The organism is Streptomyces scabiei 87.22, assembly GCF_000091305.1.
GTDB lineage: Bacteria > Actinomycetota > Actinomycetes > Streptomycetales > Streptomycetaceae > Streptomyces > Streptomyces scabiei.
The window spans coordinates 3,137,136-3,153,910 of record NC_013929.1 but is presented as its reverse complement, the minus strand read 5'-3'; the positions used below and the strand labels follow the sequence as shown (position 1 = coordinate 3,153,910).

Genomic DNA, 16,775 nt, shown 5'->3' with positions numbered 1-16,775 from the left:
GGGCGTCACGGGATCGGGTACGGCTTCTTGTTGACCAGCACGATGCCCGTGATGTCGATGTTGGCCGCCCGCAGCGCCGCCTGGCCGACGGCGTTGATCTGCACGGTTCCGGCCGCGCTGATCGTCGCGGCCCCGGCCGCGCTCAGAGTGAGGGCGCCCACGGCGTTCACGTTGACCGCGCCGCCGAGCGACCGCAGGCCGACGACGCCCTGGCCCTGGAGGTTGAGGGGGCCGCCGCTGCGGATGGTCACCGACCGCCGCGCGCTCAGCGTCAGATCGGTCCCCGCCTTCACCGACACCGAGGTGCCGCCGGTGATGGAGACGGCACCCTTGCTGTCCACGGTGATCTCGGTCTTCGTCCGGTCGAGGTTGATGATCAGCCGGTCGTTGCCGGTGGCGAGCCGCACGCCCTGCTTGCGCAGACCGGTCTGCTGGCTGAGCAGGTCCACCCGGTTGCCCTCCCGGTCGGACAGGGTGTGCCGGATCGCCTTCTTCTTGACCGGGTCGTGCAGCCACACGTCCTTCACCGGGGTCGGCTTGTCCACGCCGTTGTAGAGACCGCCGATGACGAACGGGTGGTCGAGCGCGCCCCGGTCGAAGGCGACCAGCACCTCGTCGCCGACGTCCAGCGGGAAGATGCCGCCGCCGGCCTTGCCGCCCAGCTGCACGGTCCGCGTCCAGTCGCTGACGTACGCGTCGTCCAGCCACGGGAACTGCAGCTTCACCCTGCCCTGCTTCAGCGGATCCTGTACGTCGGTGACCAGGGCGTTGGCGACACTGGGCAGCCGCGGGGCCGCCGTACCGCCGCCCGAGGTCAGCCCGAACAGCGAGCGCCACTGCCGGCCGCTGACGGTCACCCAGGTCTCGTAGTGGCTGCCGTCGCCGAAGGTGTGCCGCACCGAGGTGCAGGTGTACTTGCCCTCGAACGGGGCGCCCACGTCGGAGAGCGTGATCGGCACACCGGGGCGCAGCAGCGGATTGCCGCGCACCATGATCTCCAGCTCGGCGAAGGCGGAGGTGATGTCGTCGGCGAGGGAACCGGCGGCGTGCGTGACCTCGCTCTGCAGGTCGTACGGCGTGTCCGTCTCCACCAGTTTGGCGGCCCTGAACGGATTGGCCGCCTTCTGCGGGGTGGTGCCGATGGCGATACCGGGGTTGGCGTCCGCCTTCGTCGTCGCGGTGAGCTTCTTCTTCGTGGTGACGTTCCAGCCGCGCGTCTCGACCTTGTCGACCTGGTCGGCGGCGGTGACGGCGGCCCGGCAGCGCAGGATGTCCACCCCGGCCTTCAGCTCGTAGGGGCTCTTCTGCCCGGGAGGGCTGGGCGCGGCCGCGCCGGACGCCGGCTTCGGCTTCACGAACTGGAACTTGCCCTTGGCGTCGAGCGACATCACCATCTCGTTCTCGTCGGCGAGCCGCGCCAGGAAGTCCCAGTCCGTCACGTTGGACTGGCTGATGAAGTCGTAGACGGTCTTGGTGGACTGCACCTCACCGACCGGCACGCCGTTCGTCGTGGCCAGCTTGCGGGCGATGTCGGCGGCCGTCTGGTTGCGGTACGCCGCCACCCGGCGCACCCGCATCAGCCGGTGGCCGGCGTCGTAGCCGCGGACGACGGTGAAGGTGCCGGTGCCGTCGTAGTCGGTCTCCATCCCGGTGACCTCGCCGGTGAACACCGGGTTCCCCGCGCCCTGCCCGCCGGCCACGGGCGAGATGACCACCAGGGACCCGAACCTGACGTTCAGTTTGCCCAGCACCAGCCCGTGCGGGTCCCGGAAGGTGAGCCGGAAGGCGCCGGGCACCCCGGCCCCCAGGTCGACCCAGCCGCCGACCAGCAGATCGGCGTAGTCGGTGGGCAGCTCCCTGCCGTCGATCGTGACCCTGATGATGTTGGAGAAGGACGGCTTGACCATCAGAGGGCCACCTCCCCGGCCGCCGGGAGGACCAGTTCGGTGCCGGTGGGCAGATACGTGGGGTCGTCGATGCCGTTGGCCTCCGCGATGGCCCGCCAGGCGGAGGCGTTCCCGTACTCCCGCCACGCCAGCGACTGCAGCGAGTCGCCCGCCACGACCCGGTGCACGCTCCGCGCGGTGAGCGCGCCCGAGGTCGGGTTCTGCCCCTCGGTCCGGCTGGGGATCTCGTGCAGCGTCATCCGGCAGGCGGCCCGGATCGGCACACCGGTCGTCCCGAACAGGGAGTACGTGACGTCCACGGAGCTGACGTACGCGGTGAAACGCGCCGTCGAGAACGACCCCCACTGGAAGACCACCCAGGGCGGCGACGGCTGCTTCGCGGCGAGGCTCTTCGCCGTCACCTCGCAGCAGGACAGCAGCGATTCCACCTTCTTCAGCACCGTGGTGCCGCTCGGCTTGTCGGAGGAGTCGAGGAAGATCTCGACGTTCATCTCCCGGGGGTCGGGCCCCATGAACTCCGGCAGCGCGCCGTCGCGCACCGCCGCGCTCGTCGTCCGCTTCCACTGGGCGCCCTGCCGCAGGGTCAGTTCGGACGGGTTGAACTCAAACTCGAACTCTTTCTTCATCCCTCCGGGGGTGGTGCTGGTGCCTACCGGGGGTTCGTGGATGGCCAGGGTGGCGCGCACGAGGCTCTTGCCCGCGCCGCCGCCCTTGCTGCCCTTCGCCATGATCTGTCCCGCCCCTCAGTCCGTGAACCCGTGGTGCGCGATCTCCAGCACCTCGGTCGCCACGCTCGGGTTGGACGGGTCCAGGGACGGGCCCTGCCAGCTCACCGGCAGGACGTCGATCAGCCCCCAGTGCGCGACCTCCGAGCCGTCCGCGCGCAGCGCCGCGATCTGGGCCGTCGGCCGCTTCACGCCCGTCGCGACGGACGAGATCCAGGCCGCGACCTTGGCCGTGTCGGGTGTCAGCGGCCGCGTCAGCCGGATGTTGGAGAAGGTCACCCGCGACGGGAACTGCCAGACGAACCCGTTGTTGCCGCCCTCCTGGCGCTGCTCGATCTCCACGGTCGAGGACAGCCCTTCGCACCCGTTGAAGTAACCGAGGCTCTCGCCGTCGATCGTCAGCGTGAAGAAGATGGTGGAGCCCGGGTCGAGATCGCGGGACATCGGGAAGGGCCTTTCTGGTGGTGCGGGGCGGCGCCGGTGCGGGGGCCTGGAGGTCAGTGGCGGGGGTCGCGGAGTCGGCCGATGCGTTCGCGGTCGAGGCGGAGTTCGGTGCGGACGAGGCGGGTGATGCGGCCGATGAGCTTGTGCGTCAGCTCGTCGAGCTGGAAGTCGGTGAGCGTACGGGGGTCGAACGGCGCGCCGGGGGGTGTGGCGGAGGTGCGGCTGGTCTTGGCCGGGGTGGTGGCCGAGGCGGCTGCGGAGGCTGTGGACGTTGCGGACGCTGTGACGGGTGAGACGGCTGAGGTCGTGGTTGCGGGGGTGGGGCGGAGGGGGATCTCCGGGGCCCGCTGGACCGGAGTGGGTGCGGGTGTGGCTGGGGGCGGGGGCGCAGGCGCGGGTGGGGGCGTCGGTGCGACGGCGCGTACGCGGGGGACGACGGGCGGGGTGGTGGGCTGGGCCGGCCGGGTGGCGGGACGGGGCTTCGTGGGCTGGTTGGCCGTGAGGCGTTGTACGGCGGGGGCGGCGGCCGGGGCCGTGCGGTGGTCGTGTGCGGGGGCGGGGCGGCGCAGCGGGACGGCGGGGCGGGCGGCCTGACGCTGGAGCACGGGGGGTGCCGTGGCCGTGGGCAGGGCCGAGGTGAGGGCGCGGGTGGGTGTGAGGGGGCGCACGGGAGCGGATGCGGGAGTGCCGGCGGGCATGGGTGCTGGAGTCCCGGGCCGTTCGAGGGGACGCCGGGTGGGGACGGCGGGCGACTGCGGGGCGGGGGCGGGAGCGGCCGGGCGCACGCCGGCTCGCGTCTCGCCTGGGCGCTGTCCCTGGCCGGTGGACTTCAGGGGGGCGGCCGGGTGGTGGTTCGCCCCCGGCTGCCGTGCCGCTGTCGCCCGCTGCAGGACAGGAGGCGAGCCGTGGCCGCCCGCGCCGGGGGAGGGCTTGCGGGGGGAGAGGGGCTGGGCGTCCCGGGGCGGGGTGGTGAGGGGGGCGCCCAGGAGGGGGCGCTGACGGGGTGTGGGTGCAGGTGCGGGTGCGGTCGGGGGTGCCGTCCGGACGGATGGGGTCGCCGCGGGGCCGGGGGCGGGGGCGGGGGCGGCCGTCGGGACGGGGCCGGAGGTGGGGGCGGCCGTCGGGACGGGGCCGGAGGTGGGGGCGCCGAGCCCCACGCGCCTGGCTCCGCCGGGGGTGCGCGGACCGCCGGGGGCGGTGCGGGGGGCGGGGGAGACGGCGGGCGCGACGCCGCCACCGCCGGCCGCTCTTTGGATGGGCGTGCGGGAGGGTGTGCCGCCGGTGAGGGGTGGGACTGAGGCACCGGCGGGTGCGGGTGCGGGTGCGGGTGCCGGTGCCGGTGCGGCCGCACGGCCGGGGCTGGGCACCGGGGTGGCCGTGCTCCCGGGCGTGGGGCGGTGATCCGGCGTCGTACCTGACGACTTGGCCGGTGCGCTGCCGAGATCCGCCCTGGGCTGGGGGGCGTTGTTCGCGGTCACGCCCGCGATGCCGCGCGGGGCGGTCGGCGCCGTGACCGTGGTGGTGTCCGCCGCGAGGGGCTGCGGAGTCTCCGCCCGCTGGACGGTGGCTTCGACCGGGCCAGGGGTGGCGGTGGTGCGCTGCGGGGTGGGGCCGGTCACCGGCATGCCGGAGTCCGCCGCCGTACGACCTGTACGGGCGGCGCGCCGGACGGCGGCCTCTGCCGGTCCGGGGGTGACAGGGGCGTTCTGGGCGGTGGGGACGGCGCCGTCGATGCCGCTCGCCGTCGCGGCGGGGGCCGTGCCGGCGGAGGCCGCCGCCGTACGGCTCGGGTGGTGTGCCGCCCGCTGCACGGTGACGTCGGGCGGCCCGGAGGTGGCGGGGGCGTTCTGAAGGCTGGGGCGGTGGCTGCCGGATCGTGCCGGTGCTGCCGGTGCCGGTACGGCTAGTGCCGACGGGGTTGCCGGTGCCGACGGAGTTGCGGGAGTGGTCGAGGTGGCGGAATTCGCTGCCGTACGGGCCGCGTCGGGCGCCGCCCGTTGGACGGTGGCCTCGGCCGGTCCTGAGGCGGCCGGGGTGCTGTGAGCACCGGTTGCCTTCGGGGCGGCTGTAGTTGGGCCGGCCGTCGTCGGCGTCCGGCGTGAGGGGGAGGGTGTCGGCCGGGTGGTGCCCTCGGTGTGTTCGGGCGTGGCGGCGGCGCTCCGCGAGCCGGGGCTCGGCGCCGAGGGGCCGGGACTCGCTGCCGTACGGGCCGCGTCGGGTGCCGTCCGCTGGACGGTGGCCTCGGTGGGTCCGGAGGTGGCGGGGGTGCTCCGGGGGCTGGGGCGGGTGGCGCCGGGGCGTGTGGGTGCCGTCGGGGTTGCCGAGGGGGCGGGGTTCGCTGCCGTAGGGGCCGCGTCGGGTGCCGTCCGCTGGACGGTGGCCCCGGCCGGTCCGGAGGCGGCAGGCGTGCCCGGAGGGCTGCCTGCCCCGACGGCGGTTGCCGTGGGGCCGATGGCCGTCGGCGCAGACCCCGGAGTGACGTCCCTTGACACCGAACGCTGCACCGAGACCCGGCCGGAGGCCGCCCGGGGCCCGGACGACGCGGCACCGGGGCTCGTGGGGCGGGACGGGGCCGCGTGGGCACCCGCGCGACCGGACGGATCGGCACCGGCGACGGCGCCCTTCGACGGAGCCCTACTGACGACGGCGGGCCCGGACGGTGCTCCACGCTCGACCGTGTGGCTCGGCGCGGTTTCCCCCACAACCGTGTGAGCCGGTGGCGCTTCCCCCGCGACCGTGTGGACCGGTGACGCTGCCGCCACGACCGTGCGGCTCGGCGGTGTTTCCTCCACGGCCGCGTGGCCGGGCGAGGCGGCACTCTCGGGCGTGCGTCCGGTCGCGGAGCCGCCGGGCACCGCCGGGCGGGCCCCCGACGTGGCGTCCACCGCTGCCGTACGGCCCGCGGGCGACGGGACCGGGCCGCTGCCCGTCGCCGTCGGTCCTGGCGAAGCGTCGCCCGGGGCCGCGCCCGGCATCGTCGTACCGCGCGCCGCACCCTCGGAGCCGGTGCTTCGGGGCGCCTGGGAAGGCCGTGCCGTGGGCAGTGTGCGGCGCTGGACGGCCGGAGGCGCGGCGGCGACCTTGGTCAGCGGGGCCGGGCGGGAGGCCCGGGGCGGTACGGGGGTCACCCGGGGGCCGGCCGGGCGGGACGGCGTGACCTGGTACGGCGCACGCTGCACGGGGCGTGCGTCGCCGCCGGGCGCGTCGGCGCGGGTCGCGGGTTCCTCGCTCGCCACCGGCAGGGTCCGCGAGGGCAGTTCGAGGCCGGCGACCGGTGTGGCCGAGGTGGTGAGCACGTCCCTGACCAGCCCGCCCGGCGCTCCGGGCAGCACGGCGTGGGTCAGGGTTCCGGTGAAGGAAGGGTTCTGCCAGCTGCTCAACCGTCCACTGAACCCGGCGTCCGCGACGGTGGCCCGCCCCTCGACGGTCCGCCGCATCGGAGCGAGCCCTTCCCAGCCACGCCCCGGGGCGCCCCCGGCCCCCGGAGCCGCGGGCACGGCAGGCGCCGAGGCCGAGCCGGCGCCCGCACCGGCAGCCGGTTGCGGAGTCCCCTCCGCCACCGCACCCCCGGCAGCGGACGTCACGTCGCCGCCCGAGCGGACCTCGCCCGAGCGGGCCCCGCCCGAGCGAACCCCGTCGGAGCCGACCGCGTCAGCCCCGGTCCCCCGTCCCGCGCCACCTCGTAGCCGATCCAGGAACCCCACGTGTCAGCCCTCCGCCCCGCCCCGTGTCACGAGGGACGCGATCTGTTCGGTGTAGCGGCGGCGGTCATGGTGTTCGAGGTCGAGGATCTCCTCGAAGCCCCAGTGGAAGTGGTAGGCGACGTACGCGATCTCCTCGTGCAGCCGGTCGGTCGCGTACGTCACGATTCCCCCAGGCGGCTCCCGCCGAGTTCGACCTCGAAGGGCTCGGAGCAGTGGGGGCACTCCACGGCCGCGCGGGTGTGGCCCTCGGCGTTCACCTGCCGGTAGAAGTCCTGCAGGAACGCGAGGTCGGACGCGAACATGTTCTCCACGATCCCGTCGTGGACCATCGGCAGATTGCCGAGCCGGGTGATGACCCGGCCCAGCAGCACGACCGACAGATACGCCGGGTTCTCCTGGACGCGGACGTCCCGCAGCGGGATCAGCTCGTCCCGGGCCGTGGCGAGACGCATCACGCCCTCCCGGTGCACGTTCCCCGCCTCGTCGACGTACCCGCGCGGCAGCTCGAACGGGAACTCCGTCCGCAGCCGCTGCGCCACCGGCGCGACGGCCGGGGCGGCGGCGGGAGGGGCGGCGGTGGTGGGGAAGGGCGACGCGACCGAAGCCGCCTCGCCCCCGGCCCCCGCCACCGCACCCGGACCCACGACCGCGCCGGCGCCCGGCCCGGGCCCCGATCCGGGGACGTCCACGATCGAGCCGGCGCCCGCGCCCGCCCTGCCAGCCGTGCGCCGCATTACTCGATGACCAGTTCTTCGAAGACGATGGTCACGGTCTCGGTGAGCGCGGACGCCTCGCCGGCCTTCAGGGTGCTCGCGTCGATCTTGCTGCACCAGGCGTTGCGCATGTTGTACCGCTTCACCGGGTTGTTCTGATAATCCATCATGATGATCGACGCGTTCTTGCGCGCCGAGCTCATCTGGCCGTTGATGGAATCGTTGATCCACGTGTTGAACGCGGCCGACTGGGTCATACCGCGGACCACGGTGCACTGCCCGTTCTTCTGCACACCGGGCAGCAGGTTGACCTCGGGCCGGCCCTGCGCGGAGTTCTGCTGGTACGTGATGACGTCCTGTTCGAGGGTGAGGCCGCTGACCTCCGCGAGGTACTCGACCATCACCCCGTCGATCTGCAGGCCGAAATTGTGTGAGGTAAGGGCGTCACCCGGCGCGAGACTCATCTGTTCTGTGTCCTTCTAAGGGGGCGGGCAGGGGCTGGGGCTTGGGAAAGGTCTGGTGCGCGAACGCTGGTGGGCGCGGGCCGTCGACGGCCTACTCCTCCAGCTCCCCGCTGCCGCTGGAGAACTGCGCCAGCCGGAAGATCACGAACTCGGCGGGCTTGACCGGCGCGATGCCGATCTCGCAGATGACCCGGCCGAGGTCGACCGACTCCGGAGGGTTGGTCTCCTCGTCGCACTTGACGTAGTACGCGTCCTCGGGCCGCTGGCCGAAGAGGGCTCCGCTGCGCCACTCGTTGACCAGGAACGCGGAGACGTTGCGCCGGATCCGGGCCCACAGCGCGTGGTCGTTCGGCTCGAACACCACCCACTGGGTGCCGATCAGGATCGACTCCTCCAGGTAGTTGAAGTACCGGCGGATGTTGAGGTAGCGCCAGGCCGGGTCCGAGGACATGGTGCGGGCGCCCCAGACGCGGATGCCGCGGCCGGGGAAGGCACGGATGCAGTTGACGCCGATGGGGTTGAGCAGGTCCTGCTCACCGCGGGTGATCTGGAGTTCGAGGTCCACCGCGCCGCGGACGACCTCGTTGGCGGGCGCCTTGTGGACACCGCGCTCGAAGTCGTTGCGGGCCCAGACGCCGGCGACGTGGCCGCTCGGCGGGATGACCCGGGACTGGCCGCTGGCCGGGTCGAAGACCTTGATCCAGGGGTAGTAGAGGGCCGCGTACTTGGAGTCGTACCCGGCGGTCTCCTGGCGCCAGACCCGGATCTGACGGGCGTTGAGGCCGGGCGGCGGGTCGATGACGGCGACCCGGTCGCCCATCAGCTCGCAGTGCGCGATCAGACCGAGCTGGACCGCCTTGACGGCCTCCAGGTCGATCGCGCCGCGCTGGTAGGCGGCCATCAGGTCGGGCACGGCGACCATGGAGATCTCGTCCACGGCCTCCAGCCCACCGAAGCCGGTGCGGTCGGCGGAGTCACCGAGGTACTGGGCCGGGCCGGGGTGGCCGTCGTCCGCCGCGGCCGGGGCGACGGGCGCGGGGGCGGCCGGGGCCGCCAGCGCCACGGTCTGGTTGTCGGGGCGCGCGAGCTGCGCGGCCGGTGCCGTCTCCTGGACGGTGATGAGCCTGGAGCGCTCCTTGACCTGCGTGACGACGTAGTTGCGGCCGCCCTTCTTGGCGGTCACGTCGAAGGTCTCGACCGGCTTGTCACCGTCCTTGACGATCAGCCGGAACCGCTCGGCCGGACCCTCGCCCTCGGGGTCGGCGACCTCGACGCTCAGCGAACCGCCCGCGATGGCGGTCACACTGAAGGTGCCCAACTGCTTCGGCTCGCCCGGCGGCAGCGCGGCCGGCGCGGCGGTACCCGTCACCGCGGCCGGACCGGCGGCGGACGCGCCGCCCTGCTCGGTGCCCCCGACCCGGACGACGTACGCGGCGCTGCCGCCGTTGTTGAAGAACCCGTACACCGAGTGCGCGAGGTAGTAGCCGTCGGTGAACTCGCCGAAGGCGGCGACGTACTGGGACCAGTTGGTCACCAGCGTCGGCTCGTTCAGCGGACCGGTCGGGGCCAGACCGACGAAGGCGGCGACCGAGGTGCCCACACCCTCGATGGGACGCGAGCCGCTGGCCACCTCCTCGACGTAGACGCCCGGCGACAGGTAGGACGGCATGCTCTGCTCTCCTTGGGGTACGAGACAGGTCGCCTCTCACCCTCACGCGCGAAGCGCGTCCGTCGAAACGTCCTCGGGTACCTGATCGGGGGCACGCCCGTTGCCCCGAGGGGCAGTCGGGCCGGCCGGCGTGGCTGCCCCGCGGGCCGCACCCCCGCACCGGTCCGGCGGTGGCGCCCCGGTGGGCCTCGTCGGTCCCGCGCGCCCTGCCCTTTCGGGCACCGCGATCGTGCACCTTCTCCTGCTGACCCGGCTCCCGCGCTCTCGGTAGCGTCCTGACGTGAGCCTGTGGACTTCCCTCGAACCCGCCTCCGCGACCGTGGACCCGGGGAGCAGTACGACGGTGCGGCTGCGGCTGCGCAACACCGGTGACGTGGTCGACGAGTACCGCTTCGAACCCGTCGGTGACATCGCGCCGTGGACCAGGGTGGAGCCGCAGACGCTGCGGCTGTACCCGGGGACGACGGGGTCGGTGGAGCTGACGTTCGCCCCGCCCCGTACCCCCGACGCGACGGCCGGTCCGAACCCGTACGCGGTGCGGATCACGCCGACCCAGCATCCGGAGGCGACGACGGTTCCGGAGGGGAACCTGACGATCACCCCGTTCACGGAGGTGCGGGCGGAGCTGGTCCCGCCGACGGTGAAGGGGCGTCTGCGGGGACGGCCGAAGCTGGCCATCGACAACCTGGGCAACACCAAGGTCACCGCGTCGGTCAGCGGCAGCGACAACGGTGACCAGCTGTCGTACGACCTGCATCCGAGCAATGTGCAGATCGAGCCCGGCCGTGCCGCGTTCGTCAAGGCCACGCTCAAGCCGCGGCAGATCACCTGGTTCGGCTCCAAGGAGGAGCGGCCGTACACCCTCGCGGTGAAGCGGTCGGGGGTCACCCCGCTCGATGTCGAGGGCACCTACGTCCAGCGCAGCTTCCTGCCCGGCTGGCTCGCCACCTGCCTGGCGATCTGTCTCGCCCTCGCGATCACCTTCGTGACCCTGTGGCTCGCCTACAAGCCCAGGGTCGTCAGCGCGGCCAGCGAGCTGCAGAAGACCGGCGTCAGCACCCTGCCGCCCAGCCCCTCGGCGCCGGCGTCGACCCCGCCGCCGCCCACGCCCTCCGCCCCGCCCGCCTCCTCCCCGCCCCCGCAGGTCACGGAGACGCAGGCCGCGGCAGCCGGTGGTGGAGGCGGCAGCGGCGACACCAGCGGCGGCGGATCCGGCGGCGGGTCGCAGGAGAAGAAGAAGCGCGCCCCCACGGCCGCGACCGCCGTACGGCAACTGGCCGCGGCGGACCCGGGCGGCCGGCACATCTGCTACCGCGCCTTCGTCACCGGCAAGGGCTGGACGGCCCCGGAGTGCGACGGCGACACGGCCGGCACGGTGGGCCAGGGCCGGTCGCTCAAGGCCCTGAACATCGCGGTGTCCGGCGTCAACGGCACGGCCAGTGCCGCGTTCGTCCACGACCCCGACTCGACCAACGGCCAGGGCACCTACGGCGGGAAGCCGTGGTCGGGCGCGAAGGACGGCTTCGACAACTACTTCGGCAGCTCCAAGCCGGGCGCCCCGGACCTGCTGGGCTTCACCATCAACGTCGACGAGGGCGGCAGGGGGGTCTGCCAGGCGGTCCACCAGAAGGACCGGGGCTGGCAGAACCTGGCCTGCGACAAGCCGAACGAGGGAGAGCACTACATCTTCGCCGGCACCCTCGACAACGGCATCTGGCTCGAAGCCGTCAAGTTCACCGTGTGACAAGGCCGTCGGGACGGGATCCGGTGGCCGCCGGGGCAGCCGGGCCTGCCCCGACGGCTCCTGACCGGACGCCGTGAACCGCGTAGCGTCCTGACGTGAGCCTGTGGACTTCCCTCGAACCCGCCTCCGCGACCGTGGACCCGGGGAGCAGTACGACGGTGCGGCTGCGGCTGCGCAACACCGGTGACGTGGTCGACGAGTACCGCTTCGAACCCGTCGGTGACATCGCGCCGTGGACCAGGGTGGAGCCGCAGACGCTGCGGCTGTACCCGGGGACGACGGGGTCGGTGGAGCTGACGTTCGCCCCGCCCCGCACCCCCGACGCGACGGCCGGTCCGAACCCGTACGCGGTGCGGATCACACCGACCCAGCATCCGGAGGCGACGACGGTTCCGGAAGGGAACCTGACGATCACCCCGTTCACGGAGGTGCGGGCGGAACTCGTCCCGCCGACGGTGAAGGGGCGTCTGCGGGGACGGCCGAAGCTGGCCATCGACAACCTGGGCAACACCAAGGTCACCGCGTCGGTCAGCGGCAGCGACAACGGTGACCAGCTGTCGTACGACCTGCATCCGAGCAATGTGCAGATCGAGCCCGGCCGTGCCGCGTTCGTCAAGGCCACGCTCAAGCCCAGACGGATCATCTGGTTCGGGTCCAAGGAGGAGCGGCCGTACGCGCTCGCCGTCCAGCGGGCCGGGGTCGCGCCGCATCCGGTCGACGGGACCTATGTCCAGCGAGGGTTCCTGCCGGGCTGGCTCGCCACCTGCCTCGGGGTGGCCGTGGCCCTGGCGGTCACCTTCGTGACGCTGTGGTTCGCCTACCAGCCCAGGGTCACCAGCGCCGCGACCGATCTCCGGCAGGCCGGTACGACGGCCCTGCCGAGCGGCAGCCCGTCCGCCATGGCACCGGCGCCGAGCATCTCGGCGGCCCCGCTCCCGTCACAGACCCCCGAGGCTCCCCCCGAGGAGAAGCAGGAGGAGCGGCCCGAGGACCCGGGCCCGGACTCCGGCTCGGGCGGCTCGGGCTCCGGTTCGGGGGGCTCCGGCTCCGGCTCGCAGCAGGAACCGGACACGAAGCCCACGACGAAGAAGCCCGCCGCCGCCAAGGGCTTCGCCATCATCGGCAAGGGCTCGGACCGCTGCGTCGACGTCACGGACGCGAAGAACGGCAAGGGCAAGGACGGCACCCCGCTCCAGATCTGGGACTGCGCCGGCACCGCCAACCAGAAGTGGGACTTCCGGGGCGACGGCACCGTGCGCTCCCTCGGCCTGTGCATGGACGTCGCGTGGGGCTCCCGCGACGACGGCGCCGTCATCCAGCTGGCCCGGTGCAGCGGCAACCCCGCCCAGCAGTTCGTGCTCAGCACCGCCGGAGACCTGGTCAACCCGCAGGCCGACAAGTGCGTCGACGTGAAGGACAACGCCACCGGCGACGGCGGCAGGCTCCAGCTGTGGACGTGCTCGGGCACACCCAACCAGAAGTGGCGCGTGAAGTAGTCCCGTTCGGCGGGAGCGGCCCCCGGCCCGGGTGCTCCCGCCGTCCCCGGCCGCCGGGCCCGCTACCAGGTGCCCTCGCCCGGCACCAGTCGCCCGGCCTTGCGGTACTCGCGCTCGGCGCCCTCCCGCAGGTCGGCCGTGGTCACCGGACCGCCGCGCCCGGCGGCGGCGTAGGCGGCGGTGACGACCGCACTGCGGATGGAACCGCCGGCCAGCTCGAAGTCACGGGCGACCGCCGCCGGGTCGGTGTCGTCCGCGCCGGGCACCGCGGCGAGACTGTGCCGCCACAGGGCCAGCCGCTGGGCGGTGTCCGGGAACGGGAAGTCGACCACCAGATCCAGCCGCCGGGTGAACGCCTCGTCGATGTTGGCCCGCAGATTGGTGGTCAGCAGGGCGATGCCGTCGAAGGACTCCAGACGCTGGAGCAGATAGGCGCTCTCCATGTTGGCGTACTTGTCGTGGGAGTCCTTGACCTCCGAGCGCTTGCCGAAGACGGCGTCCGCCTCGTCGAAGAGCAGCACGGCGTCCGTGCGGTCCGCCTCGGTGAAGATCCGTTCGAGGTTCTTCTCGGTCTCGCCCACGAACTTGTCCACGATCGAGGAGAGCTGCACGACGTAGAGGTCCAGGCCGAGTTCGGCGGCCACGACCTCCGCCGACAGCGTCTTGCCGGTGCCCGACTCGCCCGCGAAGAGCCCCAGGACCCCACGGCCCCGGCCGCCCCCGGCGCTCAGCCGCCAGTCGCCGAGCACCCGGTCGCGGTGACGGGCACGCAGGGCCAGTTCCCGCAACTCGGCCAGGGGCTTGTCGGGCAGGACGAGATCGTCCCAGCCGACGTCCGGACGGATCCGGCGGGCGTGCCGCTCCAGACCGGAGGCCGACTGCAGCCGTGCGGCCAGCCGCAGATGGTCCGCGGTCACCTCGGTGCCGTCGAACGCCGCGAGACCGGCGGCCGCGCGGGCCGCCCGCTCGATCCGGTCACCGCCGAGCCGGTACGGGGCGACCGTGGCCGCCAGGTCGAACCCCGGCCCCTCCGCCCCCGCACCGAGCGCCGCGGCCCAGGCGTCCACGGCACCCGAGGGCGGCCGGGGCACGTCGAGGACCAGCGGATCACGGTCGCACCACTGCGGGTCGTACGGCTGCGGCCCCGTGAACAGCACGGACACATCGGGCGCGGTCAGCCCCCGGAACAACGGCCCCGGGTTCTCCGGGAGCGGCGCCACCACGACCGCGCACCCGCGCAGCCGGGCCTCGCGCAGCAGCGGGGGCAGGAGCCGGGCCGCCTCGTCGTCGGCCGCCGGGGGCGTGAAGTGCAGCGCCGCCACCCCGGCCGCGGCCAGGGCGGCCGAGGCCCGCACCAGACCGTCGCCCTCCCGCCGCTCCCGCAGATGCACGGTGACCGGGGCGGCGGCCAGCCGTCCGGCCAGCCGCTCGGTGAACCCGCCGTCCTCCGCGAACGCGGACGCGGCGGCCGACGCACCGGCGCCCGCCGACGGCGGGAGCGGACGCACGTGACCCACCAGCGCCGCGTCCATGATGTCGTCGCCGAGGAGATGGGCGGCCAACCGGTCCGGCACCCGCAGTTCCCGCCCGAGGAAGGGCCGTTCGGGCTCCTCCACGGTCAGCAGCCCGAGCGCGCACAGCGGTGCCGAGGGCAGGAACCGGGCCCGTGCCCGGGCCAGATGCACGGGCAGCCCGCACAGATCGAGAGCGAGCCCGACGGTGGCCCGGCGCCTGCTGACGTCGTCGTTCAGATACCCGTACAACTGCTCGTAGGAGCGGTCCAGATCGGGTGCCAGGGCGATCAGCAGGATGCGGGTGTCCAGCTCCGTCAGCCCGAGCCGCGCCGCGAGCCGCTCAAGCGGACCGGCCCTCCGGGCTTCCGCGCCGTCCTGGCCGCCCTCTCCGTCCTCCCCGTCCTCGAACACGGGGGCGTCCGGCCCCGCCGACGGCTCCAGCAGACGCCGTACGCCCTCCTCGGACACGTACAGCCCGCGCAGCGGATCACCGGCCGTCGGGTCACCGGCACCGCGCCGGGCCACCAGCTCGGCCACCCGCTCGCGCAGCCGGGCGAGCCGGAGGAGAAGCGGGCCGGTGGCGGGGGAGTCGAGCGCTGCGCATGACGTGGGGGAGACGGGAGTGACGAAAGTGGTGGGGGATGTGGAAGTGGTCAACGCCGTCCCTCCCCGGTGTCCGGTACGGACGCGAGCCGGTCCGGCCGGTGCGCGCGTTCCTCCGAGCCCTCCAGGGAGCCGTCCATGCCGCGCACGCGGATCGCCGCGCCCTCGGTGACCGGGGGACCGGCGTCGTACTCGGGGAAGGCCGGGAAGGGCACCGTGACGACGAGGTCGAGGGACGGCTTCAGCTCGCCGCCCAGCGCGGACCAGATCTCGGCGAGGGACCGCGACTCGGTGTGCAGCCCCGCCACGGACAGCGGCACGGTCAGGCCGAGGGCCCCGAGCGCGCCCGGGAGTCGGTCGGCGGGCAGCAGCTCGTGCGGCAGCAGCGTGGCCAGCACCGCCGAGAGCAGCCGGTGCTCGTCCTGGGGCTGTTTGGTCCACGCGGTGACCAGGTACGACAGTCGGAACCAGCGGGGCGGCTGCCGACGGCGCACCACGATGTCCCGCTCGTCACGGACCGGCATGTGGCCGCGCTGGCGACGGGAGACGTCCTCCCGGATGTCGTACAGATAGGCGTTGACGGCGGGCGCGTTGCGCCGGGCCGCCCAGTCGCGGGTCGGGGCCTCGAAGGAGACGTCGATGCCGGAGCCGGCCAGGGCACCACCGCCGATCAGTCCCTTGAGGACCTCGTCCACCTCGTGGATCACGGTCGTGCTCCTGCTGTGTCGTGTGCCTGTCGGTCGATCCTGTCCGCCGGGGCGTCCCCCTTCCAGACATGCCGGGGACGACGAGGGGGCACGGTGGGTTGCCCAACGGGCCCGGTCCGACTGCCCGTTCGATCAGATGTAGCCTTCCCGGAGGGCATAGGCCACCGCGTGCGCCCGGTTGCGCAGATGCAGCCGGGTGGTGAGTCCGTGCATCACGTTCTTGACGGTGCGTTCGGAGTAGGAGAGTTTGCTCGCGATCTCGCCGGTGTCCATCCCCTCGGCGACGAGCCGGAGGACGTCGATCTCACGCGGCACCAGGCCCGACAGCGGCGCCCCGGTGCGGCCGGCCACGGAACGCTGCAACGTCCCCACCTGGTTGATCAGCCGGCCGAGCAGATCGGCGGGCAGGTCGCCGTCCCCGCGCGAGGCCGCGAGCACGGCCTGCGCCAGCCGGTGCGGGGTGGCCTCGTGACGCCACACGATGGCCCCGACCCCGCACTCGATGACCTCCAGCAGCTCGGTCTCGCGGATCAGGCTCACCACCAGGACGGCCCGCGCCCCCTCGCTGCGCACCATCCGGCGCAGCGTCGACAGCAGCGGCTCGTCCGGGGTGTCCCCGACCAGCACGGCCACGGTGCCCGGCCGTACCGCGGCGTCGTCCCTGAGGTCGATCACCGGGTGCCCGCGCAGTTGGCTGATCACCCCGGCGCGGGAGAGCGGGTCGAGGGTGTGGACGACGACGGGGACACGGCGCCGCGGCTCCTGGTGCTCAGCCGTGGCGGTGACCGGGGCGGCGGCCGTGCCGGTGGCCGCGGCCGTGGCCGCCGCCGTGTCCGCGGTCCGGAATGTGCTGCGCAACCGTTTCTCCCGTATGCACGAAATCGCCGCTCCTGTGAGCGGAGTGGCGGAGGGGCTCGTTTCACCCTTCTGTGTGGCGTGTGCGCCGCGCAATCGTGGAGGACCACGAGACACACCACGAGATTCGGGGCGGGCCTGGTGCGGAACTCCGGCCGGCCCGCGACGAGCGGTGCACCAGGACGGCCTCCGTGCCGTCCATGGAAGCGGAGAACGACGCTCCACGCCGG

General features: G+C 73.6%; 13 protein-coding genes. 2 read left to right on the top strand and 11 right to left on the bottom strand.

All coding sequences use genetic code 11. The features are described from left to right. Positions 1-5 precede the first annotated feature (5 nt). The 8 genes from SCAB_RS13120 to SCAB_RS13085 form a co-directional block, all read right to left on the bottom strand. Positions 6-1,907 carry a VgrG-related protein gene (locus SCAB_RS13120; protein WP_013000550.1) on the bottom strand — a complete coding sequence of 634 codons (1,902 nt, stop codon included), beginning with the start codon at positions 1,905-1,907 and terminating at the stop codon, positions 6-8. Continuing rightward, positions 1,907-2,635, bottom strand: coding sequence for a CIS tube protein (locus tag SCAB_RS13115; protein WP_013000549.1), 729 nt, complete (start codon positions 2,633-2,635; stop codon positions 1,907-1,909). Before SCAB_RS13115 ends, SCAB_RS13120 begins: the two co-directional genes overlap by 1 nt. Positions 2,636-2,650: 15 nt before the next feature. Further along, positions 2,651-3,076: a phage tail protein gene (locus tag SCAB_RS13110; RefSeq protein WP_013000548.1), complete on the bottom strand. Its 426-nt coding sequence runs from the start codon at positions 3,074-3,076 to the stop codon at positions 2,651-2,653. Positions 3,077-3,129: 53 nt separating this feature from the next. Further along, complete coding sequence (locus tag SCAB_RS49035) at positions 3,130-4,887, bottom strand: hypothetical protein (protein ID WP_158512232.1); 1,758 nt, start codon at positions 4,885-4,887, stop codon at positions 3,130-3,132. Between the two features lie 1,896 nt (positions 4,888-6,783). Next, a complete protein-coding gene (locus SCAB_RS47705; RefSeq protein ID WP_013000546.1) occupies positions 6,784-6,942 on the bottom strand; it encodes a DUF6760 family protein in 159 nt (52 codons plus the stop codon). Next, positions 6,939-7,514 carry a hypothetical protein gene (locus tag SCAB_RS13095; RefSeq protein ID WP_013000545.1) on the bottom strand — a complete coding sequence of 192 codons (576 nt, stop codon included), beginning with the start codon at positions 7,512-7,514 and terminating at the stop codon, positions 6,939-6,941. Before SCAB_RS13095 ends, SCAB_RS47705 begins: the two co-directional genes overlap by 4 nt. Next, positions 7,514-7,957 (bottom strand): phage tail protein, encoded by a 444-nt coding sequence (locus SCAB_RS13090; protein WP_005480063.1) that lies wholly within the window; start codon positions 7,955-7,957, stop codon positions 7,514-7,516. The genes SCAB_RS13095 and SCAB_RS13090 overlap by 1 nt, the downstream gene beginning before the upstream one ends. A 91-nt stretch (positions 7,958-8,048) precedes the next feature. Next, a complete protein-coding gene (locus SCAB_RS13085; protein WP_013000544.1) occupies positions 8,049-9,626 on the bottom strand; it encodes a phage tail sheath family protein in 1,578 nt (525 codons plus the stop codon). A 280-nt stretch (positions 9,627-9,906) separates the two neighbouring features. Here SCAB_RS13085 and SCAB_RS13080 point away from each other — a divergent pair, with 280 nt between their 5' ends. Together SCAB_RS13080 and SCAB_RS13075 are read left to right on the top strand one after the other, a co-directional pair. After that, positions 9,907-11,370, top strand: coding sequence for a hydrolase (locus tag SCAB_RS13080; RefSeq protein WP_013000543.1), 1,464 nt, complete (start codon positions 9,907-9,909; stop codon positions 11,368-11,370). A 95-nt stretch (positions 11,371-11,465) separates the two neighbouring features. After that, positions 11,466-12,866 (top strand): RICIN domain-containing protein, encoded by a 1,401-nt coding sequence (locus SCAB_RS13075; protein ID WP_013000542.1) that lies wholly within the window; start codon positions 11,466-11,468, stop codon positions 12,864-12,866. Between the two features lie 62 nt (positions 12,867-12,928). Here SCAB_RS13075 and SCAB_RS13070 read toward each other — a convergent pair whose 3' ends face one another. The 3 genes from SCAB_RS13070 to SCAB_RS13060 all read right to left on the bottom strand — a co-directional run bounded on the left by SCAB_RS13070 (position 12,929) and on the right by SCAB_RS13060 (position 16,548). After that, positions 12,929-15,037: an ATP-binding protein gene (locus SCAB_RS13070; RefSeq protein WP_013000541.1), complete on the bottom strand. Its 2,109-nt coding sequence runs from the start codon at positions 15,035-15,037 to the stop codon at positions 12,929-12,931. Further along, complete coding sequence (locus SCAB_RS13065; protein WP_013000540.1) at positions 15,034-15,690, bottom strand: DUF4255 domain-containing protein; 657 nt, start codon at positions 15,688-15,690, stop codon at positions 15,034-15,036. The genes SCAB_RS13070 and SCAB_RS13065 overlap by 4 nt, the downstream gene beginning before the upstream one ends. Positions 15,691-15,822: 132 nt before the next feature. Beyond that, positions 15,823-16,548, bottom strand: a complete 726-nt coding sequence (locus SCAB_RS13060) for a helix-turn-helix transcriptional regulator (protein ID WP_013000539.1) — start codon at positions 16,546-16,548, stop codon at positions 15,823-15,825. Between the last annotated feature and the right edge of the window lie 227 nt (positions 16,549-16,775).

Excerpts from the sequence above, each read along its gene's own strand:
- SCAB_RS13120 (WP_013000550.1), bottom strand. The coding sequence starts at position 1,907 with ATGGTCAAGCCGTCCTTCTCCAACATCATCAGGGTCACGATCGACGGC.
- SCAB_RS13115 (WP_013000549.1), bottom strand. The coding sequence starts at position 2,635 with ATGGCGAAGGGCAGCAAGGGCGGCGGCGCGGGCAAGAGCCTCGTGCGC.
- SCAB_RS13110 (WP_013000548.1), bottom strand. The coding sequence starts at position 3,076 with ATGTCCCGCGATCTCGACCCGGGCTCCACCATCTTCTTCACGCTGACG.
- SCAB_RS13095 (WP_013000545.1), bottom strand. The coding sequence starts at position 7,514 with ATGCGGCGCACGGCTGGCAGGGCGGGCGCGGGCGCCGGCTCGATCGTG.
- SCAB_RS13090 (WP_005480063.1), bottom strand. The coding sequence starts at position 7,957 with ATGAGTCTCGCGCCGGGTGACGCCCTTACCTCACACAATTTCGGCCTG.
- SCAB_RS13085 (WP_013000544.1), bottom strand. The coding sequence starts at position 9,626 with ATGCCGTCCTACCTGTCGCCGGGCGTCTACGTCGAGGAGGTGGCCAGC.